Origin of the sequence: Mycobacterium shinjukuense, from assembly GCF_010730055.1 — a bacterium.
Classification (GTDB): Bacteria; Actinomycetota; Actinomycetes; order Mycobacteriales; family Mycobacteriaceae; genus Mycobacterium; species Mycobacterium shinjukuense.
In genome coordinates, this window is record NZ_AP022575.1 from 3,643,604 (window position 1) to 3,668,403 (window position 24,800).

The window sequence follows — 24,800 nt, forward strand, 5'->3', positions numbered from 1 at the left end:
CAAGTTAGAGAGCCTTGAGTTCCTCGGCGACCTCGGTCACCGATTTCTTGGCGTCGCCGAACAGCATGGTGGTGCCTTCGGCATAGAACAGCGGGTTGTCGATGCCAGCAAACCCGGAGTTCATCGACCGCTTCAGCACGATGACCGACTTGGACTTGTCCACGTTGAGGATGGGCATGCCGTAGATCGGGCTGGACGCATCGTTGCGAGCCGCCGGGTTGGTGACGTCGTTGGCGCCGATCACGACGGTGACATCGGTGCGGGCGAACTCGTCGTTGATATCGTCCATGTCCTTCATCGCGTCGTAATCGACTTCAGCCTCGGCGAGTAGGACATTCATGTGGCCGGGCATGCGCCCGGCGACCGGGTGGATCGCGTATTTCACCGGCACGCCGCGGTCTTCGAGCAGGCTGGCCAGATCCTTGACGGCGTGCTGCGCCTGCGCGACGGCCAGGCCGTAGCCCGGCACCACGATCACCTGATTGGCGTAGGCCATCTGAATCGCGGCGTCGGCGGCCGACGTGGACTTGACGTGCTTTTGCCCGCCGCCGTCATCGCTGGGGGCCACGCCACCGCCGCCGAAGCCGCCGGCGACGATCGCGGGAATGGACCGATTCATCGCCTTGGCCATCAGGTTGGTAAGGATCGAGCCGGATGCGCCGACGATCATGCCCGCCACGATCATCGCGGTGTTATTCAGCGCTAGACCCGCCGCCGCGGCGGACAATCCGGTCATCGCGTTCAGCATCGAGATGACCACCGGCATGTCCGCGCCGCCGATCGGCAACACCACCATGAGGCCCAGCACGCCGGCGGCCACCAGCAGACCGATCATCCACCACAACGACGCCCCGCCCGTGCCGGGATGCGCGTGCACGCCGATGACCACCGCGGCGGCGATGGCCGCGATCAACAGCAGGATGTTGATCGGCTGCTGCGCCTTACCCAGGCCGATCGGTTTGCCAGAAATGATTTCCTGCAACTTGCCGAACGCGATGATCGACCCCCAAAACGAGATCGACCCGATGATCGCGGCGAACAGCGAGGCGACCACGATGTGCACGGTCGGCGATTCCCCGTGCCGGAACGCCGAAAAGCCCGCGGTCTGGATGAACTCCGACAGCGCGATGAGCGCCACCGTGCCACCACCGACGCCATTGAAGAACGCCACCAGCTGTGGCATGGCGGTCATTCTGGTCAGCCGCGCCGGCGGCACCCCCAACAACACACCCACCAGCAGGCCGGCAATGATCAGCGGCCACTGGCTGGTATGCCGGATCGTGATCAGCGTGGCCGCCACGGCGATCGTCATCCCTCCCGCGGCGATCAGGTTGCCGCGCACCGCCGTCTTGGGCCCGGTCAGGCCCATCAACCCGTAGATGAACAGCGAGAACGAGATGACGTAGAGGACGAGGACGGTGTAGCTCATTTCGCCGCCGGCTCCTCGGCTGGGCTCGACTGTCCCGTCCGCGCCGCTGCCCCTCCCGTGTCGTACCCGGGCTTCGCTTGGCCGGCCGGCTTCCTGCTCTTGAACATCCCGAGCATCCGGTCGGTGACGATGAACCCACCGATGACGTTCAGCGTGCCGAATACCACCGCGACGAACAGGATGGTCTGCACGGCGATCGACGGATGCTCGACCCGCCCGAACACCACCAAGGCGCCGAGCACCACAATGCCGTGGATGGCGTTGGTCCCCGACATCAGTGGGGTGTGCAACGTGTTGGGCACCTTGGAGATCACCGCGAACCCGACGAATCCGGATAACACCAGAATCGCCAGGTTGGCCAACAGCTCGTCATACATCTTCGTCGGTGTCCTCTCGGTCCTGTGCATCGTCGCCGGCCCCGGTCATTGGCGCCGCTCCTCCGCATCGCTTCGCTCTGCATCGTCGCCGGCCCCGGTCATTGGCGCCGCTCCTCCGCATCGCTTCGCTCTGCATCGTCGCCGGCCCCGGTCATTGGCGCCGCTCCTCCGCATCGCTTCGCTCTGCATCGTCGCCGGCCCCGGTCATTGGCGCCGCTCCTCCGCATCGCTTCGCTCTGCATCGTCGCCGGCGCGGGTCACACACGACTCCGCGATGACGTCGTCGGCAAAGTCCGGGGTCAGCTTGCCGTCCTTGATCAGTAGATCCAGTAACGCTGTGATGTTCTTGCTGTAAAGCTCGCTGGCGTGCTCGGGCATCGTCGAGGGCAGGTTCAACGGCGCCGCGATAGTGACACCATGCTTGACCACCGTCCGCCCGGGTTCGGTGAGTTCGCAGTTGCCGCCGGCTTCGCCGGCCAGATCCACCACCACGCTGCCGGGCTTCATCGCTTGTACCGCCGCGGCGGTCACCAGCCGCGGCGCGGGCTTGCCGGGAACGAGCGCGGTGGTGATCACCACGTCAAACCCGCTGATCGCCTCTTCCAGCGCTTTCTGCTGCTGCGCCCGTTCGTCCTCGGTCAGCTCACGGGCGTACCCGCCCGCACCGGCGGCCGAGATGCCGACATCCAGCCACTGCGCACCCACCGACCGGACCTGGTCGGCCACCTCGGGCCGCACGTCGTAACCGGTGGTCCGCGCGCCCAGCCGCTTGGCCGTCGCCAGCGCCTGCAGCCCCGCCACGCCGACTCCGAGCACCAGCACCGTGGCCGGCTTCACCGTGCCCGCCGCGGTGGTCAGCATCGGGAAGAACCGCGTCGATTCCGAGGCCGCGAGCAGCACAGCCTTGTAGCCGGCCACGTTGGCTTGCGACGACAACGCGTCCATCACCTGTGCGCGCGAGATCCGTGGAATGGCTTCAAGGGCAAACGCCTGCACCCCGGCCGCCCTCAGCGCGCCGATCGAGTTGTCGGCGTTGCGCGGCGCCAGGAAGCCGATCAATGTCTGCCCGCTGCGCAACCGGGCGACCTCATCGGCGGTCGGCGGTGCGACCTTGACGACGATGTCGGCCGCCCACGCGTCCCCGATGCTGGCGCCGGCCTCGGTGTAGAGCTCGTCGGGAAGCAGCGCCCGCTCACCCGCACCCGCCTCGACCACGACCGTCACACCGCTGTTCACCAGCGACGCCACCGCCTTCGGGACCAGCGCAACCCGCCGCTCCTCCGGCCCTGATTCGGCCACCACCCCAACGGTCGTCTGCGCTGCTGTCATAGCGCGTACATCTACTTTCCTTGCTAACTGTGATGGATTGCTCAGACACCCTATCCCGATCGGCCGGGCGGCCAGCAGACCCGCCGGCCGCGAACTTATCAGCCACGGCGAGACCCGGCGGCGTGTCGTGTGCGTGATGCACATGTCACGGCCGATATGTCCGCGGGCACCGCACAGCACGTGTCCTATCGTGGCGGAATGGACTTCGCGATGTCGGCCAGGGCCATCGACTACCACAAGCGGCTGTCCGACTTCATGACCGAGCATGTCTTCCCCGCGGAAGCCGAGTACCACCGCCACCGCCATCAGGCGGGCCCGGGTGACCACACCGTGCCGCCGATCATCGAGGAACTGAAAATCAAGGCCAAGGAACGTGGTCTGTGGAACCTGTTCCTGCCGACGGAATCGGGGCTGACCAATCTGGAGTACGCGCCGTTGGCCGAGCTGACCGGTTGGAGCCTGGACATCGCGCCCGAGGCGCTCAACTGTGCGGCTCCCGACACCGGGAACATGGAGATCCTGCACCTCTTCGGCACCGACGAGCAACGAACCCGCTGGCTGCGGCCACTGCTCGACGGCCAGATCCGCAGCGCCTTTTCGATGACCGAGCCGGCCGTGGCCAGCAGCGATGCGCGCAACATCGAAACCACCATCGCGCGCGACGGCGCCGACTACGTGATCAACGGCCGTAAGTGGTGGACATCGGGGGCGGCGGACCCGCGCTGCAAAATCCTCATCGTGATGGGCCGCACCAACCCCGGGGCGGCCGCTCACCTGCAGCAGTCGATGGTCCTGGTCCCGATCGACACCCCCGGGGTGACGATCGTGCGCTCCACGCCGGTGTTCGGCTGGCAGGACCGGCACGGCCACTGCGAGATCGTCTACGACAACGTTCGGGTGCCGGCCAGCAACCTGCTCGGCGACGAGGGCAGCGGCTTCGCGATCGCCCAGGCCCGGCTGGGGCCGGGCCGCATCCACCACTGCATGCGGGCGCTCGGCGGGGCCGAACGCGCGCTGGCGCTCATGGTGGATCGGGCGCGCAGCCGGGTGGCGTTCGGCCGCCCGCTGGCCGAACAGGGCGTCATTCAGCAGGCAATCGCCAAGTCCCGCAACGAGATCGACCAAGCCAGGCTGTTGTGTGAGAAGGCGGCGTGGACGATCGACCGGCACGGCAACAAGGCGGCGCGCCACCTGGTCGCGATGATCAAAGCGGTGGCCCCACGGGTTGCCTGCGACGTCATCGACCGCGCGATCCAGGTGCACGGGGCCGCCGGCGTCAGCGACGACACCCCGCTGGCCCGGCTGTACGGCTGGCATCGCGCCATGCGGATCTTCGACGGACCCGACGAGGTGCACCTGCGATCCATTGCCCGCGCCGAACTGGACCGGGAGCAGTCCGCGTTGGCCGCCGCCGTCACCCGAGATGGTTGACCTCGAGCTGCCCGGAGCGTGGAACTTTCGGGACGTCGCCCACGCCACCGCGGCGCTGCGCCCGGGACGGCTGTTCCGCTCCAGCGAGCTGAGCCGCCTCGACGAGCACGGGCGCGCCACGTTGCGCCGGCTGGGCATCACCGACGTCGCCGACCTGCGCTCGTCCCGGGAGGTCGCCCGCCGCGGACCCGGACAGGTGCCCGACGGCATCGACATCCACCGGCTGCCCTTCCCCGACCTTGCCGATGACCAGGACGCCACCGGCGACGCGGCACCGCACGAAACCGCCTTCACACGGCTCCTGACCGATCGCGAACCCGACGAGCCCGGCGAGTCCATTGAGGAGACCGCTGCCCGCTACATGACCGACGAATACCGCCAATTCCCTACCCGCACCGGTGCGCAGCGCGCGGTGCATCGGGTGTTCATGCTGCTGGCCGCCGGGCGCCCGGTGCTCACCCACTGCTTTGCCGGCAAGGACCGCACCGGTTTCGTGGTCGCGATCGTGTTGGCGGCGGTCGGTCTGGACCGCGACGTCATTCTGGCCGACTACCTGCGGAGCAACGACGCCGTGCCGCAGCTGCGGAACCGGATCACCGAGATGATCCGGCAGCGCTCCGACGCCGAACTGACGCCGGAAGTCGTGACGTTCACCAAGGCCCGGCTGTCTGACGGGGTGCTCGGCGTCCGGGCGGAGTACCTGGCCGCGGCGTGGCAGGCGATCGACGAAACGTACGGATCGCTGCGGGGTTACCTGCGCGACGCGGGAATCAGCGACGCCGACATGGACCGGTTGCGCGGCGCGTTGCTGCGCTGAACCGATATGAAGTCGGTCTAAAGGCCAGACACCGCCACGAAATCGCCTTACCCTCAACGAATACGCCTTAGCAAACCCGCAAGCGGGTTCCGGCGCCAGGAAGGATGAGGCGTTGACGTTCACATTCGCGCAGCCGTCGCTGATGGCGGCGGCGGCCGCCGAGTTCGCCGGCATCGGCTCGGCGGTCAGCGAGGCCACCGCTGCCGCGGCGGCCCCGACGACCAGCCTGCTGGCCGCCGCCGCCGACGAGGTGTCCGTGGCCATCGCGAACGTGTTTGGCGCTTACGGCCAGCAGTACCAAGCGATCAGCGCGCAACTTGCCGCGTTTCACAACCAGTTCGTCCAGAACTTGACGGCGGCCGCCAACGCCTACATCAATGCCGAGGCCAGCAATGCGGCCGCGCTGGTGCAAGGGGCCGCCGGTGGGCTCCTGGCGCCGACCCCGTCGCCGGCAGTACCGCCCCTCGCCCAGAACACGGCGATCATCATGGGTGGTACCGGAATGCCGATACCCACGCCGGGTTACCTAAACGCCATCACGACGTTATTCATCGACCCTGTGGTGATGAATCCTGTCGTCAGAGCGCTGTTCACACCCGAAGAGCTCTACCCGATCACCGGAGTCAAAAGCCTGCCCTTGCGTATATCGGTTGATGAGGGCCTCACCATTCTCAACAGCGCGATCATGGAAGAAATCGCCGCTGGAAACAACGTCACGGTGTTCGGCTACTCGCAAAGCGCCGTCATCGCGTCACTGGAAATGCAACGCCTCATTTCCGAAGGTGCTCCCTATCAGAGTCAGCTCAGTTTCATCCTGACCGGCAATGAGATGAATCCCAACGGTGGCATCCTTGCGCGGTTCCCCGGTCTGAACATCCCGTCCCTCGGCTTGCCGTTCTACGGGGCAACCCCGGACAATCCGTACACGACGACCACCTACACGATCGAGTACGACGGCTTCGCCGACTTCCCGCGCTATCCCCTCAATGTGGTTTCCGACCTCAACGCACTCATGGGGATCCTCACCGTCCACACCCAGTATCCAGACCTCACGCCCGCACAAATCGCGTCGGCCACGCTGTTGCCGACGCAGGGCACGACGTCGAATACGTACTTCATTATTGAAACCGAGCATCTGCCGCTGCTGGCCCCGGTGCGGGCAATCCCCGTCATTGGCCCACCCCTGGCGGCGCTGGTCGAACCGGATTTGGAGGTGATCGTCAATCTGGGCTACGGCGACCCGAACTTTGGCTATTCGACCAGCCCGGCGAACGTGCCCACACCGTTCGGCTTGTGGCCGGACGTTCCCCCGCAAGTGATCGCCAATGCACTGGTCGCCGGAACGCAGCAAGGCATCCAGGATTTCGCGGTTGCGCTGCCGGCAGCGCTGACCACCCTGCCCACGATCGCGGCTCCCGCCATGCCGCCATATGTGCAGGCGCTCGCGCCGGCGCCGCCACCCTCGGTGCCCGCGACGCCGCTCAATATCGTCAACACCTTCGCAGCTGTCATATCGACCGACTACGCGGTCCTGCTTCCCACGGCAGATGTCACCACGGCGTTTCTTACCACCCTGCCCGCCTACAACCTCACCCTGTTCTTGAACCAGCTGCTGCAGGGCAACCTCGTCAACGCGATCGGATTCCCGCTTGCCGCCACCGTCGGACTGGTCTCACTGGGCGGTTTGATCGAGTTCATCGCGGTCGCGGTCACAATCATGGACAACATCCAGCAGCTGCAAGCCCTCACCTTCTAGCTTGGGCGGCCGGGCGAAAGGCCTTGACGCCGCTCTACATCGCTACTTCTAGTGGCCGGGAAGCTCGCAGGTTTCCGCACCATGAAAGGCAAGACCGATCTACGCTGACTGGTGCCAGGCTTCGCTGATGGTTAGCTTCGCCAGGTCATCGGGAACACAATAGCGTCGGTAGCACAGCGAAAGCCCCAGTTGAGAACGGAATTGGCTGATGACATACCTGGCGACGCAACCGCAGCTCCTCGTAGAGACCGCGGCGACGGTGGCAGGAATTCGCTCGGCAATCGCCGAGGCCAACGCGGCCGCGGCGGGCCCGACGACCGGATTGGTGGCGGCCGCCGCCGACGAGGTGTCGGCGGCGGCCGCGAGGCTCTTTGGCGCCTATGCCCAGCAATGGCACGCGGTCATCGGCGAAGCGATGGCGTTCCACGAGAAATTCGTGCAGGCGTTGGCCGCCGCCGGGAGCGCCTACGCGGCGGCCGAAGCCGCTAACGCGGCGGCGGTGGCGAGCGTGCTTGGTGGCGGGCCCGCGATCGGGGCGCCCTTGGCGGCGACCTACGACGTGGCGCTGATCATGAGCGGCAGCGGCACGCCGATTCCGAGCGTGGAGTGGATGGCCGGCGTCCTCCCCTACATCGCCGCCAACTCTCCGGTGACCGGCGCATCGTTGCCCCTGGACACGCCCGAGGGCTTCTATCCGGTTACCGGAATCAAGGACTTGCTGGCTAACGTGTCGGTCGCGCGGGGCGTAGAGGTCCTCGATCTCGCACTCTTTGGACCCCAGGGGCTGATCACCGCGCAGGGACAAAGCGTTGGCGTGTTGGGATACTCGCAAAGCTCGATCATCTCCTCGCTGGAGATGCGCCACCTCGCAGCCCTGGGTAGCCCGAATACGGACAAGCTCAGCTTCACCCTGTTGGCCAACCCGATGAATCCCAACGGCGGCCTGCTGGCACGATTCCCCGGTCTATCCATGCCGGCGCTGGGTATGGAGTTCTACGGGGCGACACCGTCGAACACCGGCTACCCGCTGAGCTCGTACACGCTGCAATACGACGGATTCGCCGACTTCCCGCGCTACCCGCTCAATGTCTTGTCGGTGCTCAACGCGATGGCCGGCATCGAGTTCGTGCACACCGCCTACGCGGGTTTGGATCCGAACAACCTGCCCCCCGGCTACAACCTTGTCGAGTTGCCGGTATCCCCGACCAACAACGGCCTCGAGCACTACTACATGATCACCTATCCCGGTCTGCCGCTGCTGCACCCGCTGCGGGCCGTCCCGGTGCTCGGCAATCCCTTGGCGAATCTGGTCGAACCGAATTTGACCTATCTGGTCAACCTGGGCTATGGCGACCCCCACTATGGCTATTCGACCGACTATGCCGATGTGCCCACGCCGTTCGGGCTGTTCCCCTCGATCAACCCGATAACCTTCGCCGGGGATATGCTCAGCGGCACCCAACAGGGCGTCAACGCGTTCGGGCGCGACCTCAGCGCCATGGCGCCGACATCGCCGCCCAGCCCGTCGCTGCCGGACCTTTCGCAAACCGGCGGCCTGCCGATACCGTGGACGCTGCCCAGCACACCGGCGCCCACGGGCTTATCGCTCGTCAGCTTCATCGGTGCGCTGAAGGCGGCGAACACCAATATCGCCAACACCATTAGCGATGCGGCCGCGACCGGCTACGCGGTGGCGCTGCCGACGGCGGACATCGCGAATTCCCTGCTGACCAGCGTGCCGTCCTATGGCGTCAATCTCTTCCTGGACGGGATCGCCCAGGCGGCGACCGGTGACCCCATCGGACTGGTCAACGCGATTGGGCATCCGATCGCCGCCGGCGCCGCATTGGTGACAATCGCCGGCGGTTTCGAGTTCCTGGTGTTGTTCAATGCCGCCGAATCGATTGCCCAGCTCGGCTAGCGAGCCCGTGCGAGTGCGCTCACGGCTCGAGCACGAGCTTGCCCAGCACCCCCCCGTCGTCCAGGCTCTGCAATGCGGTCGGCGCTTCGGACAACGGATAACGTTGCGGCGGAGGGGGTCTCAGCCCCAAAAAGACCAGCTGACTCAGGCCCCAAGAGAACAGGGCGGCCGAACCAGGGACCTTGTTGAGGTATTCGCCCCACGCGACGCCCACCACGCTGATGTTGCGCAGCAGCAGGCGGCTCACCGCGAGCGTGGGAACTTCGCCCGCCGCAAAGCCGATCACCAGCAACTTGCCGTCGATCGCCAGCACGCGAATCGCGTCGTCGAAGACCGCACCGCCGACGGGATCGACGACGATGTCCACCCCCTGCCCGTTGGTGTGCTCATACACCTGCTCGACCCAGCCCTCGCCCAACGCGAGCACCACGTCGGCGCCAAGCGCGGAGACATAGTCGATGGCACTTTCGCGGCGCACCACGGCGATCACCTGGCTGGCGCACATCGCCTTGGCGAGCTGAACGGCCGCGGTGCCCACCCCTCCGGCAGCGCCCAAAACCAACACCGAGTCACCTGGCCGCATCGCGGCGCGACGAGCCAGCGCGAAGTACATGGTGTTGTAGTTCACCAACAACGAAACCGACTCGGCATCATCGAGTTCGGAGGGGCTGCGCACCACGTTGGTCACCGGAACGGCCACCTGCTCGGCATAGCCGCCGAGCACACCGAACGACGAAACACGCTCGCCCACACGGAAACCCGACTTGACTGGTGCGGAAAGCACCACACCGGACGTTTCCATGCCGGGCACGAACGGCGGTGACAACTTCAGTTGATACTCGCCCTTGCTCAGCAGCAGATCCGGATAGCACACACCGGCAGCCCGAACGTCGATGACGACCTTGTCACCATCACCGGTAACGTCATCGATGTCGGTGTACACCATGCCGGATGGACCGGAAAGCTCTTGGACGACACAGGCTTTCATTTACATTACAACTTGAATCCGGCTTTTTTCACGTCTGATAGGTCGGTGATCTGGGCCCAGTGCTCCGCGACATCCTGCACCGATGGCGGGGTCTCGAAGTTGGCGCCATCGTTCTGAAACAAGGCAACCCGCTGTACCTTGCCGCCACCGACGACGAATACCGATGCGTTGTCGGCGCATTCCTCGGTGCACAGGTAGGCCACCACCGGCGCAACGAACTCCGGCGTGAGCTTCTCCAGCACCTCGGGCGGCATGATATCCTGGGTCATTCTGGTGGCCGCGATTGGGGCGACCGCGTTGGCGTGGATGTTGTACTTGGCCCCCTCCAGCGCCAGCGTATTGACCAGGCCGACCAAGCCCAGCTTGGCCGCCCCGTAGTTAGTCTGGCCGAAGTTGCCGAACAGCCCACTGGTAGAGGTGGCCACGACCACCCGGCCGTAGCTCTGCTCGCGGAAATGCGGCCAAGCCGCCCGGATCACGTTGTATCCGCCGTACAGATGCACCTTGAGCACGGCGTCCCAATTCTCGAACGTCATCTTGTGGAAGGTGCCGTCGCGCAGGATCCCGGCGTTGCTCACCACACCGTGCACCGCGCCGAACTCGTCTAGCGCGGTCTTGATGATGTTGGCCGCACCGTCCTGGGTGGCGACGCTGTCGTAGTTGGCTACCGCACGGCCACCCGCGTCACGAATCTCGGCGACCACCTGGTCGGCCATCGCCGATCCGGCACCCGTGCCGTCACGGGCTCCGCCGAGGTCGTTGACGACGACACTGGCACCCTCCGCGGCAAGGGTGAGGGCGTATGAACGGCCCAGTCCCCCACCGGCTCCGGTGACAATGACGACGCGATCCTGCACTCCGGGCATCAGTTTCCTCTCTGCAGTTGTTGGACCGCTAGAACAGCCTGCGAGCCAGCTTGAAAGCCCGCTCGGTGTACGGCGGGTAGGTAACGCTCGACAGGTCGGGCCGAGTCGGTTTGGTCAACACCGACTTGCGGTGGCTGAACTCCTCGAAGCCCCAACGTCCGTGGTAGGCGCCCATGCCCGAGGCGCCGACGCCGCCGAACGGCAGCTTGGCCGTGGACACGTGAAAGGCCAGGTGGTTGACCAGCATTCCGCCGGCCGACACCTCCTTGATCACCCGCTCGCGGACGTGACGCGACTTGGTGAACAGATACGCCGACAGCGGCTTGGGCCGCGAGTTGACGAAACGTATTGCCTCGTCTAGAGATTCGACGGTGAGCACCGGTAGGATCGGTCCGAAGATCTCGTTTGTCATCAGTGCGCCCGCCGGATCGGGGTCGACGACCACCGCCGGTTGGATGCGCAGGCTCGAGGGGTCACACTCGCCGCCCACGACCACCTCGCCTTTCGCGCTAGCTTTCGCCTCGGCGAGGTAGCCACTCAACCGGTTGAACTGGCGCTGGTTGACGATGCGCATTCCGTGCGGCTGATCGGAGCGGAACTTGGTGATGGCCGCTGCGATCTTGTCGACGAGTTCGTCGCGGATGGCGGCGTCGGCCAGCACGTAGTCGGGTGCGACGCACGTCTGCCCGGCGTTGAGCAGCTTGATCCAGGCGATCCGCTTGGCCGCGACGTCCACGTCGGCATCGGCCGCGACGATCACCGGGCTCTTGCCACCCAGTTCCAGGGTGACCGGGGTCAGATGTGGTGCCGCGCCCTCATACACCTTGCGGCCGATCTCGGTGCCGCCGGTGAACATCACGCGGTCCAGGCCCTGCGCGATCAGCTGCTGGCTCACCGACCCGTCGCCCTCGACCACCGCGATCGCATCGTTGTCCAGATAGCGCGGCACCAACTCGGCCATCAAGCGCGAGGACGCCGGCGCGATCTCCGACGGCTTGAGCACGACGGCATTTCCGGCGGCGATCGCACCGACCGCCGGACCCAACGTCAGGTAAAACGGGTAGTTCCAGGCGCCGATGATCAGCACGGTGCCGTAGGGCTCGTACTCCACCCAGCCCCGGCCCGGCAGCTGCGGCACCTCGAGCAGCTGGTACTTGCGCCGCATCCACCGGCGCACCCGCTTGGCGGCGTACTTCGCCTCGGCGGTGGTGGTCGCGATGTCGGCGATGTATGCCTCAAACGGGTTGCGGTCCAGGTCGTCGGCCAGCGCCTGGGAGATCGCCCGCTCGTTCTCTTCCATCAACCTGGCCAACGCGAGCAACTGCCGCTTGCGCCACTCGACGTCGCGGGTGCGCCCGGTCGCGAATGTCTTGCGCAGCCGGGCCACGGTTTGGACGACATCCGATTGCGATGACCCGGACGTGGGTGCGGTCGTGGGCAGGGAGTCGGTGGTCATCGTTGTCCTTCCTTCCCGCAGGTGCCGGTCACGTGCGGCCACCCACCGGTGATAATCGCGATCCTAGTCACCCGGTCGGGACAGCAATAGGACGGCAGCCGGAAGAGACCGAACCACGGCGTCGTGCGCCGGCGCTACCGCCGCTCCGCCGTGACCAGCTCGGCCACCGCGTTTTCGACAACCGCCGGGACGCCGGCAACCCAGCGGCCCAGCCGGCGTATCTCGTCCTGCGCGGTGTGCGCCGTCGCCCGCCAGCCGTGGTCATCGAGCCAATCGGCGACGACCGCTCGATTCGGGTCGTGCTCTAGCAGATCCAGCACGTCTGCCGCCCGTTGCAACCCCAGTCCGCCACGCTGGCGGCCCGTCTTCGGCTCGCGGTAGCGGCGGGCAGAAACGGCCACGGTCCCTCGGCCCCTTGGCGCTGCCTACCGGGCAGCGTCGCAGCCGGCGGCCGATGCCCCGGGAATCGTCCGCGGTGCGCGCCATGACAACCGCTCCGCGGTCACAAACTCCGAGAAGGCATCCTTGTCGTCGGCCATCGGTACGCCGTCCACCCAGCGGCCCAACCGGCGCATCTCGTCGGGCGCGCTGTGGGCGCTGGCGCGCCACCCATTGTTGCTGAGCCAGTCGGCCAGGACCGCTCGATCCGAGTCGTGGTAGATCAGCTCATGCACGTCCACCGTCTGCTCGAACCCGAGCACGTCGGCGACCTTCTTGAACCTCTCCCGCATCCGTTGGTGACGCTGGTCGGCGCGGGTTCCCGCGGTTTCGGCCGCGACCCTGCTCCCGGCCGCACTCAACTCACCGACGTGGGTGAACAGCCGATCCTGGGCGTCGGCGGTCAGATACATCAATAACCCCTCGGCCAGCCACGCGGTCCGCGCTGCCGGGTCGAAGCCCGCGGCACGCAACACCGCCGGCCAGTCCCGTCGCAAGTCGATCGGCACCTCCCGACGAGTTGTCTTGGGCGTCACCCCGTTTTCCGCCAGCGTCATGGACTTGTAGGTAAGCACCTTGGGCTGATCGATCTCATACACCGTCGTGCCCGCCGGCCAATCCAACCGGTAGGCGCGCGCATCCAGTCCGGACGCCAAAATCACCACCTGTCGGATCCCTGCGGCGACAGCATCTGCAAAGAACGAATCGAAGAAGTTCGTCCGCACCGCCTGGTAGCTAAGCATGTGCCGCACGATCGCCGCGGTTTCGGCGTCGATGGCCTCCACCTTGGCCGCTATCGCCGGGTCGAGCATCGCTTCCCACAGCACGCCGGCACCGGCGTTGGTGACCAGCAGTTTGGCGTACGGGTCTCGGATCAATGAGTCGGGCCGGTCGGTTTCCACGGCCCGGGCAGCGGCCACCATCACCGCGGTGGCACCGACGCTGGTCCTGATGTCCCACGTGTCGTCATGGGTACGCATTGTGCTCATCGCGTGCTCCCGCTCTGTGCGTATTCGCTTGGGTGATGTCTCCAGCCGTGGTGAATTGGATGGCCCGGCAGCTCTTGACTCGCCGGATACGGTGATGCCTCGACCATGCTACCTAGTAAGTTAGGCAATCTATACTCTTTGTGGGCAACGTCACCGGCCGGCAATCCGCACGATCGGGGTGTCGTCCGGGATCTGGGGACTACCAAAGCCGGCCGGCCAGCAGCTGTCCCAGCGACGCGGTGATGTCCTCCATCTCCTTGTAGGTCCCCACAAAGCCGGCATAGAACCCCACCCCGCACAGCACCAACAACAACGTCTCGGCCAACGTCGGCGCGTCGACACCTTCGGCAAGTTCGCCGTGTTCGATCGCATCGCCGACGGCCCAGGTCAGGAAGTCCCGGGTGATCCGTACGGCATCGTTTTCGGTTTGGCGCAATTCGGGATGCCGCTGGGACTCCAGCACGGCGGTGACTAAAAAGGCCGCCGAGGAAGGATTCTTGGCGTCAGCGTCCAACGCGACGCCGATGAACGTCGCCATCCGCGCCATCAGCGTTGTCTCCCGGCGTGCGCGTTCGATGGCAGCCGTGACGACGAGTTCGTTGGTTTGGTCCACCACTTCCCGATACAGCACCCGCTTGTTGGAGAAGTAGTGATTGATCGCCGGCCGAGTCAGGTCGGCGCGAAGGGCGATCGCCTGGAAGGTCGCCCCGTCGTAGCCGCGTTCGCTGAACACCTGACGCGCGGCGCGCACGATGCGCTTGCGCGTCTCGTCGGCTTTGGCCGCCGGGGGTCGGCCAGGCCCGCGACTCGCCGTTTGCGGCATTTTCTAAGTGTGCCACCGCCACGATGGCGCATTCGCGCGTTCGGCGGGATGCTACGGAACTTCCCAGCATGGTAATCCTCAAATGCCTGGCACACGCCGGCGCCGGTGTTCATCACGAATGGCTCGCGGTGACCTGACGGCTCCTGAACCGGCTGTCCGTCCAGGATCGACCAACATTGCCGCGGCAACGACGGTGATCGGATTGCCGGGCGAACAGAGGTCATGAATACCACGAAACATGAAGCCTCCCAACGATTTCAAGTCGTCGCGTCTGCCAGCCAGATCGGCGTGCGAGTGACACCCGGCCGCCGGTCACACCGGCAACGACGCCCGGAAGCGCTGCGTCGGCGTCGAACGCGCCCAACGTCACGTCGGCACCTTCGCTGGTCCGATAGCAAGAAGGCGTGAACGTGACTCGGTTCGACAGATTGACCCAGCGCTGGGCGTCGCTCACCGCTGCCGCCAGAATTTATCGTCTTGACAGACAAGGTTTCGCCACATACAATGCGCCCTCTTACCGACGTCTGTCATGTCGCGTCGGCCGTCCTTACCGGCCGAACTGCACGGCTCGTGCGGATACGACGCTGTCCACCTCGCCGGCCCGATCGGATCCGTGATCCCGACGTCGCCGTGGTGACGGGCGATTACGCTCTGCTCAAGGCCCGCCGTGACGAGGCATATTTCCGTGGCGGCAATCGGCTGAGCCGCCCGACGTCCACGTGCTGCTAACGTCCGGACCATGCCGGAGGCACAAGACAGCGGAACCGAGGCCGCCGCCGGGAGGTTCGGCGCAGCGATCAGGAACGCGGGCTACCTGCGCAAGTGGATTCCGCTGGGCATCACGATCGGCGTCATCGCCGGTCTGGGTGCGGTCGTCTTCTACCTCGCGCTCACGTGCACCGGCCAGTTTCTCCTCGGCTCTCTGGGGGGCTACCACATCCCCACCCCCATCGGGGAGGGCGGCGGCCGCGGATCCACCGGCTTTGCCCGCCCCTGGGCGATTCCGTTGGTAACCACCGGTGGGGCGCTGCTGTCGGCGTTGATGGTGGCCAAGCTCGCCCCGGAGGCCATGGGCCACGGCACCGACGAGGCGATCGAGTCGGTGCACGGCGATCCTCGAGCCATCCGTGCGCGGGCGGTGCTGGTGAAGATGGTGGCCAGCGCCTTGACCATCGGCTCGGGCGGTTCGGGTGGCCGCGAAGGCCCGACGGCGCAGATCTCGGCCGGGTTCTGCTCGTTTCTGACCCGCCGGCTGGGCCTGTCCGACGAGGACGGCCGGACCGCGGTGGCGCTGGGCATCGGCGCGGGCATCGGCGCCATCTTCGCCGCGCCCCTGGGCGGAGCGGTGCTGGCCGCCTCGATCCCCTACCGTGACGACTTCGACTACCGCAACCTGCTGCCCGGCTTCATCACCTCCGGGACGGCGTATGCGGTGCTGGGCGCCTTCTTGGGCTTCGACCCGCTGTTTGGCTACATCGACGCGGAATACCGCTTCGAACGGGCGTGGCCGCTGCTGTGGTTTGTGGTGATCGGCCTGATCGCCGCGGCCGTCGGCTACCTGTATGCCCGCATCTTCCACGCGTCGGTGGCCCTGACCCACCGCCTTCCCGGCGGGCCGGTGCTCAAGCCCACCATCGGTGGCCTGCTGGTGGGGCTGCTGGGACTGCTGATCCCGCAGATCCTGTCCAGCGGCTACGGCTGGGCGCAGTTGGCCGCCGACCGTGGCTCGCTGCTGGGCATCCCGTTATGGATCGTGCTCGTCCTGCCGATCGCCAAGATCATTGCCACCTCGCTGTCGATCGGCACTGGCGGATCCGGCGGGCTGTTCGGCCCCGGCATCGTCATCGGTGCGTTTGTCGGCGCCGCGATCTGGCGGCTGGGTGAGCTCTCCGGATTGCCGGGCGTGCCGGACGCGCCGGGCATCTTCGTCGTGGTGGGGATGATGGCATGCTTTGGCAGCGTCGCCCGCGCGCCGCTGGCGATCATGATCATGGTCGCGGAGATGACCGGCTCGTTTTCGGTGGTGCCCGGAGCGATCCTGGCCGTGGGGATCGCGTCGTTGCTGATGTCTGGCACCAACGTCACGATCTATGCGGCACAGCGACTGAACCGGCAGGCCGCCGAGGCCGAACGTGCGCGTCAGGCCCCACCCGGCGACTGACCCAACGATGCGGAGCTAGTTCGATCCACTGGCCGCGGTGCCTCGTCGAGTAATCGCGGTCGCGTCGCCTCCGGTGGCGCCGGCGGGCGGCTCGACGCCGGTCCGGGGCACCGGTTAGGTTAGGCGCCGCTTTGCCAACCCGCTACAGCGACCGAATGTCCTGCACCGGCAGCCGTGGCCCGCGGCGGGGCTCATGGGCTAGCCCGCTGGCCTCGAGCAGCCGCACCACCCGGTGCCGATGCGGCCGCATCGGCTCCAGCAACTCGAGCATCCCGGCGTCGTCGACCGGCCGGCCCAGCAACGTCCAGCCGATCATTTTCGGAATGTGATAGTCCCCGACCGACAGCGCGTCGGGGTCACCAAACGCCCGTTGCGCGGTCTCGGCCGCCGTCCACACCCCGACTCCCGACAGCGACGTCAGCACCGCACGCGCCCGCGCCGCGGGCATTGACACCAATCGCTCCAACGACGCCGCCCGCCGCGCGCACGCCACCACCGTCCGAGCCCGCCCGGGGTCGACGTTGGCGTGGTGAAATTCCCAGGACGGGACGGAACGCCACACCTCCGCCGACGGCGGCACTCGCATCCCGGCCGGCGCCGGTCCGGGAGCCGGAGTGCCATATTTGCTGACCAGCACCCGCCATGACCGAAAGGCGTCGGCGCCGGGCACTCGTTGCTCGATCACCGCCGGGATCAGGGCTTCCAGCACCTGCCCGGTGCGGCCCAGCCGCAAATGCGGGAGCCGCCGGTGCGCGGCGGCCACCGTCGGCTCCCGCGGCACGAAATCGCGGGCGTCGTCGTCGGCGCCCAGCAACGCGGGCAGCAGGTCGAGGAACTGCTCGGCGCCGCCGCCCCAGGCCACGCACCGTGCCGCGTCGGGCCCCGCGCGGCTGATCCGTGCCGTGACGGGTCCGCTGGGCAGCAAGCTGGTCCGCCAGATCGTGCCGTCGCCGAGGGCCCGAAAGCACGGATCGCCGCGACCCCGGCGCAGTGGCGCCAGGGTGTGCCCGAAGCCGGCTGCCCCCGGGAAGGTCACCACCGCTTCGACGGCCACGTCAATTGACCGCAAACTGTCCGCCGAGACAGGATGGCGGTGTGATGACGCCGTTCGACGACCCGCAGGCCGAACTCGCATGGATGTTCCTGCAGAGCTTGTGCGAGGGCGGGGACATCGGCGAAGGCTTCGAGCTGCTCAGCGATGACTTCACCTACTGGAGCATCGTCACCCGCACCGAATTGGACAAGCAAACGCTGCGGAGAGCGGTCCAGCGGCGCAAGAAGGTCTTCGAGGTCAACATCGAGCTGCGCCGCTGCGTCAACGAGGGCGAAACGGTGGTCATCGAGGGGCATTGCCGCGGCGCGACCGCCGATGGCACGCCATACGACAGCCCGTTCGTCTGCATCTTCGAAACCCGCGACGGACTGATCGTCGCGCTGCGCGAATACAGCGACACGCAATCGCTGGCGGAGGTGTACCCCGAAGCCAGCGCTAATCCGGGACGATGCTGATTTCGGCCTTGTCGGGGTAGAAGGCGACATGCCCGGCGATCGCGGCGACCGCGGGATGGGGATGTTCGTAGGTCCAGACCACGTCGTCGACGGTGCCGCCGGCCGCGGTGGTCACACCGTAGTAACTGGCTTCGCCCTTGTAGGGGCAGTAGCTGCTGGTGTCGCTGCGGGTCAGCACGTTGGGCGCCACGTCGGCCAACGGAATATACTGCACCGCAGGGTAATTGGATTCTTTCAGGTGCAGCGCCGCGGACGTGTCCGCGACCAATTCCCCGTTGACCCGAACCTGCACCCGTCCGTTGGTCGGCTCGATGGTGATCGGGTGCTGCGGGCTGGGTTCCAAGACAATCCTGTTGCTCATGGCAGGTGCAACAGCTCTCGGTCATGAACATTCCCCGTCAGAATGCCGCCAGCGGCTCGGCTGTGCAGGAAGTCGTCCAGCCAGCGTTACGTCCATCGACACGATGTGGATTGTCATCGAGGCGTACAAGTCGCTCTACAGCAGGGACAAACGCGCTGTGATAAGTCTGGTCGACGACTTGCTTAAGACGAAAATGTACCTGCCGTTCGATTCAGGCGAGGCGCTGATTGCGTGGGCCTATAGCGAAGCCCTTCTGCCGTAGCCCGATCTGCTGTGTGTATGTCATCAAGGGACCCTCGGCAAACCATCGGCACCCCGCTGGTCCAGCCCTCACCTCACCGACCCGTCTCACTGGCGGTCGTGCCGGTCGTGCGCATCGCCGCCCAGAATCGGGCGGCCTCCCGGATCGATTCCTCGACCGGGCGCGGCTGCCAGCCCAATTCCCGCACCGCCTTGCCGTGGTCGACGTCGGCTTCGGCGCGCATCATGCGCACCGACGCGAGGCTCAGCTCGGCATCCTGGCCCGTGACCCGGGCCCGCAGGCTGCCCAGCGCGCCCAGCGCGTAGAGCATGGGTGCCGAGAGCGACCGCTGCGGCGGTGGCACACCCGCCTCGTCTGCGGCGATGCGCACCACGTCGGCCAACGGCATCATCCGTTCGGAGATCAGGTAGCGCTCGCCGATGCGCCCGCGTTCGGCGGCCAAGATCAGCGCCCGGGCGGCGTCGTCGACGCCGACGACTTCCAGCCGGATGCCGGTCATCAGGAAGGGCAGCCTGCCGAAGACCGCCCCGGCGATGAAGGCGCCGTGCGGGGTGCGGCCCCAGTCGCCGCCGCCGTAGGTGGTGGAGACGCACATTGCGACGGCGGGCAGGCCGTGCTGGGCGACGTATGTCATCACCAGGTCCTCGGCCGCCACCCGGGACCGGACGTAGGCAGTGACCTTGCGGGTGTCCACCCGGTCGTCTTCGGTCGCCACGTGCCCGCGCCGGCGGCCGACCGTCGCGTAGCTGCTGGTGAAGACGAACCTGCGCAGGCCGGCGTCTTTGGCGACGTCGAGGATGTTGCGCAGGCCTTCCACATTGGTGCGAAACAGCGGGGACGGGTCGCGCAGCCAGGCGCGGGTGTCGACCACGCAGTAGTAGACGTCGTCGCAGCCGTCCATCGCCTCGGCCACGGTGGCGGTGTCGAAGACGTCGCCGTGGAACCGGGTGAGCCGCAGGTCGTCGATGCCGCGGGTGTTGGCGGTCGGACGCACCATGGCGCGCACCTCGGCGCCGTCGGCGACCAGCAGGCGGGTGACGTGGGAGCCCAAGAAGCCGTTGGCCCCGATGACCAGCTTGGGTTTGGGGCTCATCCGGGGCCGCTGTTCTGGCGCATCCAGCGCGCCGCATCCTCGTCCAGCGTGCCCAGTTGCTGCGCCTTGCGGCACCACGCCAGTCCGGCCCGGTGGAAGCGCAGCGGGTTGTAGATGTCTTCTTGACGGCACCACTGGCCGTCGCCGGCGTAGGTGATGATCGAGATGTTGGTCGCGCTGATCACGCTGCCGTCGCCGGGGTCGCGCATCGGGTTGTCCAGTTCGGCGATGACGCGTCCGGTGGACTCGTCGATGACCGACCACAACGACGGGAACGCGACCATGTGACTGCCCGGGAAGGTCGTCATCGTGTGCCGGATCCAGGCGCGCACCCGCTCGCGGCCGCGCATGGTGCCCGCCGCATGCTCGATGTATTCCACGTCGGGGGTGTAGTGCTCCACCCAGGCGTCCCAGTCTCGGGTCGCGGCGGCGCGTGCCACCGTCGCCTCGAACTTCTCGAAGGCGGCGGCCAATTCGCCACGGGAGAACGCCCGGCCAGTCACGCGCCGCTACACCTCACCGGCGGAGTGTAGCCTGGGGTCGGCTCGGGTGTCCGGGAGTCCCCGGGCCCAATCGGGAGGCCACGACATGACGAGCAACCAGAGGGCGATCCTGGCCGGCGGCTGCTTCTGGGGCATGCAGGAGCTGATCCGCAAGCAACCCGGCGTGGTTTCCACCCGGGTGGGCTACAGCGGCGGGGACGTCCCCAACGCGACCTACCGTCACCACGGCACGCACGCCGAGGCGGTCGAGATCATCTTCGACCCCGCGGTCACCGACTACCGCACGCTACTGGAGTTCTTCTTCCAGATCCACGATCCGACAACGAAAAACCGGCAGGGCAACGACCGCGGCACCAGCTACCGGTCGGCCATCTTCTACCTCGACGACGAGCAGCGGCGCATCGCGTTGGACACCATCGCCGACGTCGAGGCGTCCGGCCTGTGGCCCGGGAAGGTGGTGACCGAGGTCAGCCCGGCCGGGGAGTTCTGGGAGGCCGAACCCGAGCACCAGGACTACCTGCAGCGCTACCCCAACGGTTACACCTGTCACTTCGTCCGGCCCGGCTGGAAACTGCCGAGACGGGCGGCCAGCAGCCACTGATCGGTTGCCGGCTCAGCGTCGGTGGACGACGACCCGGCCGCCGTCCTTGGGGGTAAACGCCACACCTCGGCCGTGCCACCGTTCGTCGGGCGCCGTGGTGGTCTCGATGGTGAAGTGCCGCAACACCGTTCGCAGCACGACATCCATCTCCATGTTGGCGAAGGCGGCTCCCACGCAGCGGCGGGTCCCGCCGCCGAACGGGATCCACGCGAAGGCCGACGGCTTGGATCCGATGAAGCGTTGCGGGTCGAACCGGTCCGGATCCGCGAACACGTCGGGATCGCTGTGTATCTGAGCGATGTTGACCAGGATCGAGTACCCGCCAGGAATGACCCACTCGCCGAGCCGGTACACCGCTGGGTTGACGTGGCGAGCGGCGAAGTCGATCACCGTCCTGGCCCGCTGGACTTCCAGGATCGTCGCCTGGCGCAGCTCGCCGCCGCCGGTGTCGGCTTCCTCGGCCAGGGCCGCCAGCACCTGCGGGTGCCGGCTCAACCGTTCGAACGCCCAGCCCAAGGTGGCCGCGGTGGTTTCGTGGCCGGCGGCTAGCAGGGTCAGCAATTCGTCGCCAACGTCCTTGCGCGACATGGCCGAACCGTCCTCGTAGGTGCTGCGCAGCAGCAGCGCGAGCACGTCGGTCCGGTCGGCGAAGTTCGGGTCGTGGCGCTCGATCTCGATCAGCCTGTCGATGACGAGGTCGTACTGGCGCCGCCACTCGGCCAGCCGCCCCCACGGGCTGAATCGGCCGTAGTTGCGGGTGGGTTGCGGCAGCGCCGCCATCCGCGAGCCCAGGGTCACCCATGGTGGGATGAGACGGCGCAGCTCGTCGAGTTCGGCGCCGCCCGCGCCGAAGACCGCGCGCAGGATCGCGTTGAGCGTGATGTGCATCATCGACGGCAGCGTCGCGAACGGCGTGCCGTCAGGCCAGGTGGCGGTCTCCCGCAGGGTCTCCTCTTCGATGATGGCCTCGTAGTTTTTCATGCTCTTGCCGTGGAACGGCGGGGCCAACAACCGCCGCCGCCTGCGGTGGTCGTCGCCGTCGAGCGCGAACACCGATCCGGAGCCGAACAGCCGGCTCAGGTTGGGCTGGATGTTGCCGAGCACTTCCGGGCCGGTGGTGAAGACCTGCTTGGCCAGCTGCGTGTCGCAGACCGCCACGATGCGGCCATAGATGGGGATGTCGAGCATGAACACCTTGCCATAGCGGCGGGTGTAGCGTTGGAACATCGCCCGCCGCAGCATCGCAAAGGCCAAGCCCTGCAAGACTTTCGGCATCCGGGCGGCGGGGGGCAAGGTGGGTGCGGGCGATGCGGGCGCGTCGGTGATTGCTTGGCTCATGACCGGTAAGACTCCCAACATGTGCCCCGCAAAGGGTTGGTACGACGGTGTACCGCGGGCTTATCCAGTACGGTACCCTTTGGTACCAAGCATGACAAGGTGCCGCAATCCGTGAGAGGGTTTCAGTCGTGACAGCGGTGGCCAGCAATGCCGATCTGGCGGATCTGGCCGACACCGACCCGTTTCGGCTGCGGCTGCTCGACGGCCTGGCCGCCTCGATCGGCCAGCGTGGCTACCGCGCGACCACCGTCGCCGACATCGTCCGCCACGCGCGCACCTCGAAGCGCACCTTCTACGATCGGTTCGTCAGCAAGGAACAGTGCTTCCTCGAGCTGCTGCGCGTGGAGATCGGCCAGCTGGCCGAGGAGATCCGAGTCGCCGTCGACCCCGAGGCCGACTGGCACCGCCAGATCCGTCAGGCCGTCGACGCCTACGTCGCCAATATCGAATCGCGGCCGGCCATCACCTTGAGCTGGATCCGAGAACTTCCGTCGCTGGGGGATGTCGCTCGCCCCGTCCAGCGCCACGGGTTAGAGCTGCTGACCAACCTGCTGATCGATCTGAGCGGCAGCCCAGGGTTCCGACGGGCCAACCTGCCGCCCCTGACCGCGCCGTTGGCGGTGATCCTGCTCGGCGGCCTGCGTGAGCTGGTGGCGCTCGCCGTCGAAGACGGCCGACCCGTGCGGGAGATCGTCGAACCGGCGGTCGATGCGGCGATCGCGCTGCTCGGCCCGCGCGGCTAGGTGGTCGCGCCGGTGAGTTCGCTGGGGGTCGGAATCACCATGACCGAGCGCGCCGCGGCTGCTGGCTGGCTATCAGGTGCGCAGGGTGCGCGTTCACTGTTGCCTCGTTCGCCTCACCCGTTTCGGTACGGCAGGAATATGCGATGTGCCCGCCTTCGAGCGACAACCGTGGCTGTCGCTCGAAGGCGGGCACTTTCTATGTCGGCAGCACCGGGTACACGTGGGACAGATGAGCCAGGTGCGACCCCGACGAACTTGCGGCGCAGACCACTAAGCTCAACGGCCAACGTCGGCTATTCGTTGGAGGACTTTGCGATGCGGCTATCGACCCGCAACCAGCTCAAGGGCACCATCACCGAGGTCAACCTCGGCAGCGTGATGGCAATCGTGAAGGTTCGGCTCGACGGCGGTGATCAGATCGTCACGTCCTCGCTCACCAAGGACGCGGCGGTTGAGCTTGGACTTGCCGCCGGTCAGCCGGCAACGGTGTTCATCAAGTCCACCGATGTGATGATCGGCGTCGAGTAGCCCCGCTAATGGCGATTAGCATTGCCCGCCGAACGCTTCTACGCCCACACTAAAGGTTGAGCTGGCCGATGTTCCGACCCCAGCAGGGGCGGGCGAAGTGCTGGTCAAGGCTGCCGTGCGCGGCATCTACCACTCCGGCCTGAGCCTGATCAAGGGACGAGGGCATGTGACTGTTACATCCCGAGGCGAAGGAAGGCCCGCAGCCGGTCGAGCACCAGCTCGGGTCGCTGCTCGACGATCCAGTGGCCCACGCCGTCCACCAGCTCGACCTCGAAATCGGATGCCCGCTGGGCATATCCATCCAGCAGATCGGGGGTGATCACCGGATCTCCGGTGCCGTGCAACCAGCGCACCGGAACGTCGACGCGGGCACCGTCGTATTGACCGCGCATCCAGCGCAGCGCCTCCCGGGTCTGGAAGCTGCGATACCACCTGGAACCCGCGTCCGCGTGCCCGGGTTGACGCATGCGCTCGGCGTACATGCGCAGGTCCTCTTCGGGGAGGCCGAACCCGGCGCCCACCCACGACACCACCAACCGGGCGTATCGGGCCTGGGAATCCGCGATTATCCGGGGGCCGATCACCGGCAGCGAGATCGGGATCTGATACCAGAACCGCCAGAGGTGCCGGAGCATGCTTAGATCGCGTTTCATCCACGGCGCCACGGTGTTCACACCGAAGAACCCGGTCACCTTCTCCGGATGGCGCAACATCATGATGAACGCCACCGGTCCGCCCCAGTCGTGCGCCACCAGTTTGACCTTGGCGACGCCCAGCCAATCCAGCACCCCCGCCAGGTCCTCGGCCATCTCCTCCTTGGTGTAGCGCCCCCGGGGCGCCGAGCTCCAGCCCGCGCCGCGCAGGTCGGGGCAGAGCACCCGGTAGCCGTCGGCGGCCAGTGGACCGATCAGCCCGTGCCACTCCCACCAGTTCTGCGGAAACCCGTGCACCAGCATGACCGCCGGACCTTCGCCGGGGCCGGCGTCTGCGACATGGATGGTGACCCCATCCCCGAGATCCACATACCGGTGTTCGACGCCGTCCAGGACAGGCATTGCGGTCATTGGTAGAGGCTATGCCA

General features: G+C 66.8%; 23 protein-coding genes and 3 pseudogenes. 10 read left to right on the forward strand and 16 right to left on the reverse strand.

Annotation, left to right across the window (positions count from 1 at the left end; translation table 11 throughout):
• Nucleotides 1–4: 4 nt before the first annotated feature.
• From G6N20_RS16415 to G6N20_RS16425, 3 genes are all read right to left on the reverse strand, one after another.
• Entirely contained in the window at nt 5–1,429 is a 1,425-nt protein-coding gene (locus G6N20_RS16415; protein ID WP_083046769.1) for an NAD(P)(+) transhydrogenase (Re/Si-specific) subunit beta, read from the reverse strand.
• Nucleotides 1,426–1,806, reverse strand: a complete 381-nt coding sequence (locus G6N20_RS16420; RefSeq protein WP_083046768.1) for an NAD(P) transhydrogenase subunit alpha — start codon at nt 1,804–1,806, stop codon at nt 1,426–1,428. Before G6N20_RS16420 ends, G6N20_RS16415 begins: the two co-directional genes overlap by 4 nt.
• Before the next feature lie 204 nt (nt 1,807–2,010).
• Nucleotides 2,011–3,135 carry a Re/Si-specific NAD(P)(+) transhydrogenase subunit alpha gene (locus G6N20_RS16425; protein ID WP_083046767.1) on the reverse strand — a complete coding sequence of 375 codons (1,125 nt, stop codon included), beginning with the start codon at nt 3,133–3,135 and terminating at the stop codon, nt 2,011–2,013.
• A gap of 210 nt (nt 3,136–3,345) precedes the next feature.
• Here G6N20_RS16425 and G6N20_RS16430 point away from each other — a divergent pair, with 210 nt between their 5' ends.
• The 4 genes from G6N20_RS16430 (at nt 3,346) to G6N20_RS16445 (ending at nt 9,060) form a co-directional block, all read left to right on the forward strand.
• The gene (locus G6N20_RS16430; protein WP_142271927.1) at nt 3,346–4,566 is read left to right on the forward strand and encodes an acyl-CoA dehydrogenase family protein; all 1,221 of its coding nucleotides are present in this window, start codon (nt 3,346–3,348) and stop codon (nt 4,564–4,566) included.
• The gene (locus tag G6N20_RS16435) at nt 4,559–5,383 is read left to right on the forward strand and encodes a tyrosine-protein phosphatase (protein WP_083046766.1); all 825 of its coding nucleotides are present in this window, start codon (nt 4,559–4,561) and stop codon (nt 5,381–5,383) included. Before G6N20_RS16430 ends, G6N20_RS16435 begins: the two co-directional genes overlap by 8 nt.
• Nucleotides 5,384–5,495: 112 nt before the next feature.
• Nucleotides 5,496–7,139 carry a PE family protein gene (locus G6N20_RS16440; RefSeq protein WP_083046765.1) on the forward strand — a complete coding sequence of 548 codons (1,644 nt, stop codon included), beginning with the start codon at nt 5,496–5,498 and terminating at the stop codon, nt 7,137–7,139.
• Nucleotides 7,140–7,347: 208 nt separating this feature from the next.
• On the forward strand, nt 7,348–9,060 hold the full coding sequence (locus G6N20_RS16445; protein WP_163663102.1) for a PE family protein: 1,713 nt from the start codon (nt 7,348–7,350) through the stop codon (nt 9,058–9,060).
• A gap of 19 nt (nt 9,061–9,079) precedes the next feature.
• Here the strand turns inward: G6N20_RS16445 and G6N20_RS16450 are convergent, their stop codons facing one another.
• The 7 genes and pseudogenes from G6N20_RS16450 to G6N20_RS22295 all read right to left on the reverse strand — a co-directional run.
• Nucleotides 9,080–10,048, reverse strand: coding sequence for an NADPH:quinone oxidoreductase family protein (locus G6N20_RS16450; protein ID WP_083046763.1), 969 nt, complete (start codon nt 10,046–10,048; stop codon nt 9,080–9,082).
• 5 nt (nt 10,049–10,053) lie between these two features.
• Complete coding sequence (locus tag G6N20_RS16455; RefSeq protein ID WP_083046762.1) at nt 10,054–10,914, reverse strand: SDR family oxidoreductase; 861 nt, start codon at nt 10,912–10,914, stop codon at nt 10,054–10,056.
• 28 nt (nt 10,915–10,942) lie between these two features.
• A complete protein-coding gene (locus G6N20_RS16460; protein ID WP_083046761.1) occupies nt 10,943–12,370 on the reverse strand; it encodes an aldehyde dehydrogenase family protein in 1,428 nt (475 codons plus the stop codon).
• Between the two features lie 134 nt (nt 12,371–12,504).
• Nucleotides 12,505–12,729, reverse strand: a pseudogene (locus G6N20_RS16465) (SAM-dependent methyltransferase); the annotation flags it as partial.
• Between the two features lie 129 nt (nt 12,730–12,858).
• A pseudogene (locus G6N20_RS16470) lies at nt 12,859–13,788 on the reverse strand (class I SAM-dependent methyltransferase); the annotation flags it as partial.
• Nucleotides 13,789–13,996: 208 nt separating this feature from the next.
• A complete protein-coding gene (locus G6N20_RS16475) occupies nt 13,997–14,620 on the reverse strand; it encodes a TetR/AcrR family transcriptional regulator (protein ID WP_083046758.1) in 624 nt (207 codons plus the stop codon).
• Nucleotides 14,621–14,727: 107 nt separating this feature from the next.
• Nucleotides 14,728–14,844 (reverse strand): annotated as a pseudogene (locus G6N20_RS22295) (hypothetical protein); the annotation flags it as partial.
• A gap of 515 nt (nt 14,845–15,359) precedes the next feature.
• On the opposite strand from G6N20_RS22295, the gene G6N20_RS16485 reads away from it, so the two are divergent.
• Nucleotides 15,360–16,781 carry a chloride channel protein gene (locus tag G6N20_RS16485; RefSeq protein WP_083046757.1) on the forward strand — a complete coding sequence of 474 codons (1,422 nt, stop codon included), beginning with the start codon at nt 15,360–15,362 and terminating at the stop codon, nt 16,779–16,781.
• A 142-nt stretch (nt 16,782–16,923) separates the two neighbouring features.
• Here the strand turns inward: G6N20_RS16485 and G6N20_RS16490 are convergent, their stop codons facing one another.
• Nucleotides 16,924–17,850 carry a DNA-3-methyladenine glycosylase family protein gene (locus G6N20_RS16490; protein ID WP_142271917.1) on the reverse strand — a complete coding sequence of 309 codons (927 nt, stop codon included), beginning with the start codon at nt 17,848–17,850 and terminating at the stop codon, nt 16,924–16,926.
• A gap of 29 nt (nt 17,851–17,879) precedes the next feature.
• On the opposite strand from G6N20_RS16490, the gene G6N20_RS16495 reads away from it, so the two are divergent.
• A complete protein-coding gene (locus tag G6N20_RS16495) occupies nt 17,880–18,290 on the forward strand; it encodes a nuclear transport factor 2 family protein (protein WP_083046755.1) in 411 nt (136 codons plus the stop codon).
• Here the strand turns inward: G6N20_RS16495 and G6N20_RS16500 are convergent.
• Entirely contained in the window at nt 18,271–18,651 is a 381-nt protein-coding gene (locus tag G6N20_RS16500) for a DUF427 domain-containing protein (protein WP_083046754.1), read from the reverse strand. The genes G6N20_RS16495 and G6N20_RS16500 overlap by 20 nt on opposite strands.
• On the opposite strand from G6N20_RS16500, the gene G6N20_RS16505 reads away from it, so the two are divergent.
• A complete protein-coding gene (locus G6N20_RS16505; protein ID WP_142271916.1) occupies nt 18,650–18,913 on the forward strand; it encodes a hypothetical protein in 264 nt (87 codons plus the stop codon). The genes G6N20_RS16500 and G6N20_RS16505 overlap by 2 nt on opposite strands.
• Nucleotides 18,914–18,986: 73 nt before the next feature.
• Here G6N20_RS16505 and G6N20_RS16510 read toward each other — a convergent pair whose 3' ends face one another.
• Nucleotides 18,987–20,006, reverse strand: a complete 1,020-nt coding sequence (locus tag G6N20_RS16510) for an NAD-dependent epimerase/dehydratase family protein (protein WP_083046753.1) — start codon at nt 20,004–20,006, stop codon at nt 18,987–18,989.
• Nucleotides 20,003–20,509 (reverse strand): nuclear transport factor 2 family protein, encoded by a 507-nt coding sequence (locus G6N20_RS16515; protein ID WP_083046752.1) that lies wholly within the window; start codon nt 20,507–20,509, stop codon nt 20,003–20,005. Before G6N20_RS16515 ends, G6N20_RS16510 begins: the two co-directional genes overlap by 4 nt.
• Nucleotides 20,510–20,594: 85 nt before the next feature.
• Between G6N20_RS16515 and msrA the strand changes: the two genes are divergently transcribed.
• Nucleotides 20,595–21,110, forward strand: coding sequence for a peptide-methionine (S)-S-oxide reductase MsrA (gene msrA / locus G6N20_RS16520; RefSeq protein ID WP_083046751.1), 516 nt, complete (start codon nt 20,595–20,597; stop codon nt 21,108–21,110).
• Between the two features lie 12 nt (nt 21,111–21,122).
• Here msrA and G6N20_RS16525 read toward each other — a convergent pair whose 3' ends face one another.
• On the reverse strand, nt 21,123–22,448 hold the full coding sequence (locus G6N20_RS16525) for a cytochrome P450 (RefSeq protein ID WP_083046750.1): 1,326 nt from the start codon (nt 22,446–22,448) through the stop codon (nt 21,123–21,125).
• Between the two features lie 128 nt (nt 22,449–22,576).
• Here G6N20_RS16525 and G6N20_RS16530 point away from each other — a divergent pair, with 128 nt between their 5' ends.
• On the forward strand, nt 22,577–23,191 hold the full coding sequence (locus G6N20_RS16530; RefSeq protein WP_083046749.1) for a TetR/AcrR family transcriptional regulator: 615 nt from the start codon (nt 22,577–22,579) through the stop codon (nt 23,189–23,191).
• Nucleotides 23,192–23,506: 315 nt separating this feature from the next.
• A complete protein-coding gene (locus G6N20_RS16535) occupies nt 23,507–23,719 on the forward strand; it encodes a TOBE domain-containing protein (protein ID WP_083046748.1) in 213 nt (70 codons plus the stop codon).
• 173 nt (nt 23,720–23,892) lie between these two features.
• Here the strand turns inward: G6N20_RS16535 and G6N20_RS16540 are convergent, their stop codons facing one another.
• Nucleotides 23,893–24,783: an alpha/beta fold hydrolase gene (locus G6N20_RS16540; protein WP_083046747.1), complete on the reverse strand. Its 891-nt coding sequence runs from the start codon at nt 24,781–24,783 to the stop codon at nt 23,893–23,895.
• Between the last annotated feature and the right edge of the window lie 17 nt (nt 24,784–24,800).

What these genes read in the sequence shown, in the direction of transcription:
- msrA (WP_083046751.1), top strand. Translation starts at nt 20,595, where the DNA reads ATGACGAGCAACCAGAGGGCGATCCTGGCCGGCGGCTGCTTCTGGGGC.
- G6N20_RS16510 (WP_083046753.1), bottom strand. Translation starts at nt 20,006, where the DNA reads ATGAGCCCCAAACCCAAGCTGGTCATCGGGGCCAACGGCTTCTTGGGC.
- G6N20_RS16500 (WP_083046754.1), bottom strand. Translation starts at nt 18,651, where the DNA reads ATGAGCAACAGGATTGTCTTGGAACCCAGCCCGCAGCACCCGATCACC.
- G6N20_RS16495 (WP_083046755.1), top strand. Translation starts at nt 17,880, where the DNA reads ATGACGCCGTTCGACGACCCGCAGGCCGAACTCGCATGGATGTTCCTG.
- G6N20_RS16415 (WP_083046769.1), bottom strand. Translation starts at nt 1,429, where the DNA reads ATGAGCTACACCGTCCTCGTCCTCTACGTCATCTCGTTCTCGCTGTTC.
- G6N20_RS16455 (WP_083046762.1), bottom strand. Translation starts at nt 10,914, where the DNA reads ATGCCCGGAGTGCAGGATCGCGTCGTCATTGTCACCGGAGCCGGTGGG.
- G6N20_RS16460 (WP_083046761.1), bottom strand. Translation starts at nt 12,370, where the DNA reads ATGACCACCGACTCCCTGCCCACGACCGCACCCACGTCCGGGTCATCG.
- G6N20_RS16485 (WP_083046757.1), top strand. Translation starts at nt 15,360, where the DNA reads ATGCCGGAGGCACAAGACAGCGGAACCGAGGCCGCCGCCGGGAGGTTC.
- G6N20_RS16430 (WP_142271927.1), top strand. Translation starts at nt 3,346, where the DNA reads ATGTCGGCCAGGGCCATCGACTACCACAAGCGGCTGTCCGACTTCATG.
- G6N20_RS16435 (WP_083046766.1), top strand. Translation starts at nt 4,559, where the DNA reads ATGGTTGACCTCGAGCTGCCCGGAGCGTGGAACTTTCGGGACGTCGCC.
- G6N20_RS16450 (WP_083046763.1), bottom strand. Translation starts at nt 10,048, where the DNA reads ATGAAAGCCTGTGTCGTCCAAGAGCTTTCCGGTCCATCCGGCATGGTG.
- G6N20_RS16525 (WP_083046750.1), bottom strand. Translation starts at nt 22,448, where the DNA reads ATGAGCCAAGCAATCACCGACGCGCCCGCATCGCCCGCACCCACCTTG.
- G6N20_RS16540 (WP_083046747.1), bottom strand. Translation starts at nt 24,783, where the DNA reads ATGACCGCAATGCCTGTCCTGGACGGCGTCGAACACCGGTATGTGGAT.
- G6N20_RS16505 (WP_142271916.1), top strand. Translation starts at nt 18,650, where the DNA reads ATGGCAGGTGCAACAGCTCTCGGTCATGAACATTCCCCGTCAGAATGC.
- G6N20_RS16535 (WP_083046748.1), top strand. Translation starts at nt 23,507, where the DNA reads ATGCGGCTATCGACCCGCAACCAGCTCAAGGGCACCATCACCGAGGTC.
- G6N20_RS16425 (WP_083046767.1), bottom strand. Translation starts at nt 3,135, where the DNA reads ATGACAGCAGCGCAGACGACCGTTGGGGTGGTGGCCGAATCAGGGCCG.
- G6N20_RS16420 (WP_083046768.1), bottom strand. Translation starts at nt 1,806, where the DNA reads ATGTATGACGAGCTGTTGGCCAACCTGGCGATTCTGGTGTTATCCGGA.
- G6N20_RS16445 (WP_163663102.1), top strand. Translation starts at nt 7,348, where the DNA reads ATGACATACCTGGCGACGCAACCGCAGCTCCTCGTAGAGACCGCGGCG.
- G6N20_RS16475 (WP_083046758.1), bottom strand. Translation starts at nt 14,620, where the DNA reads ATGCCGCAAACGGCGAGTCGCGGGCCTGGCCGACCCCCGGCGGCCAAA.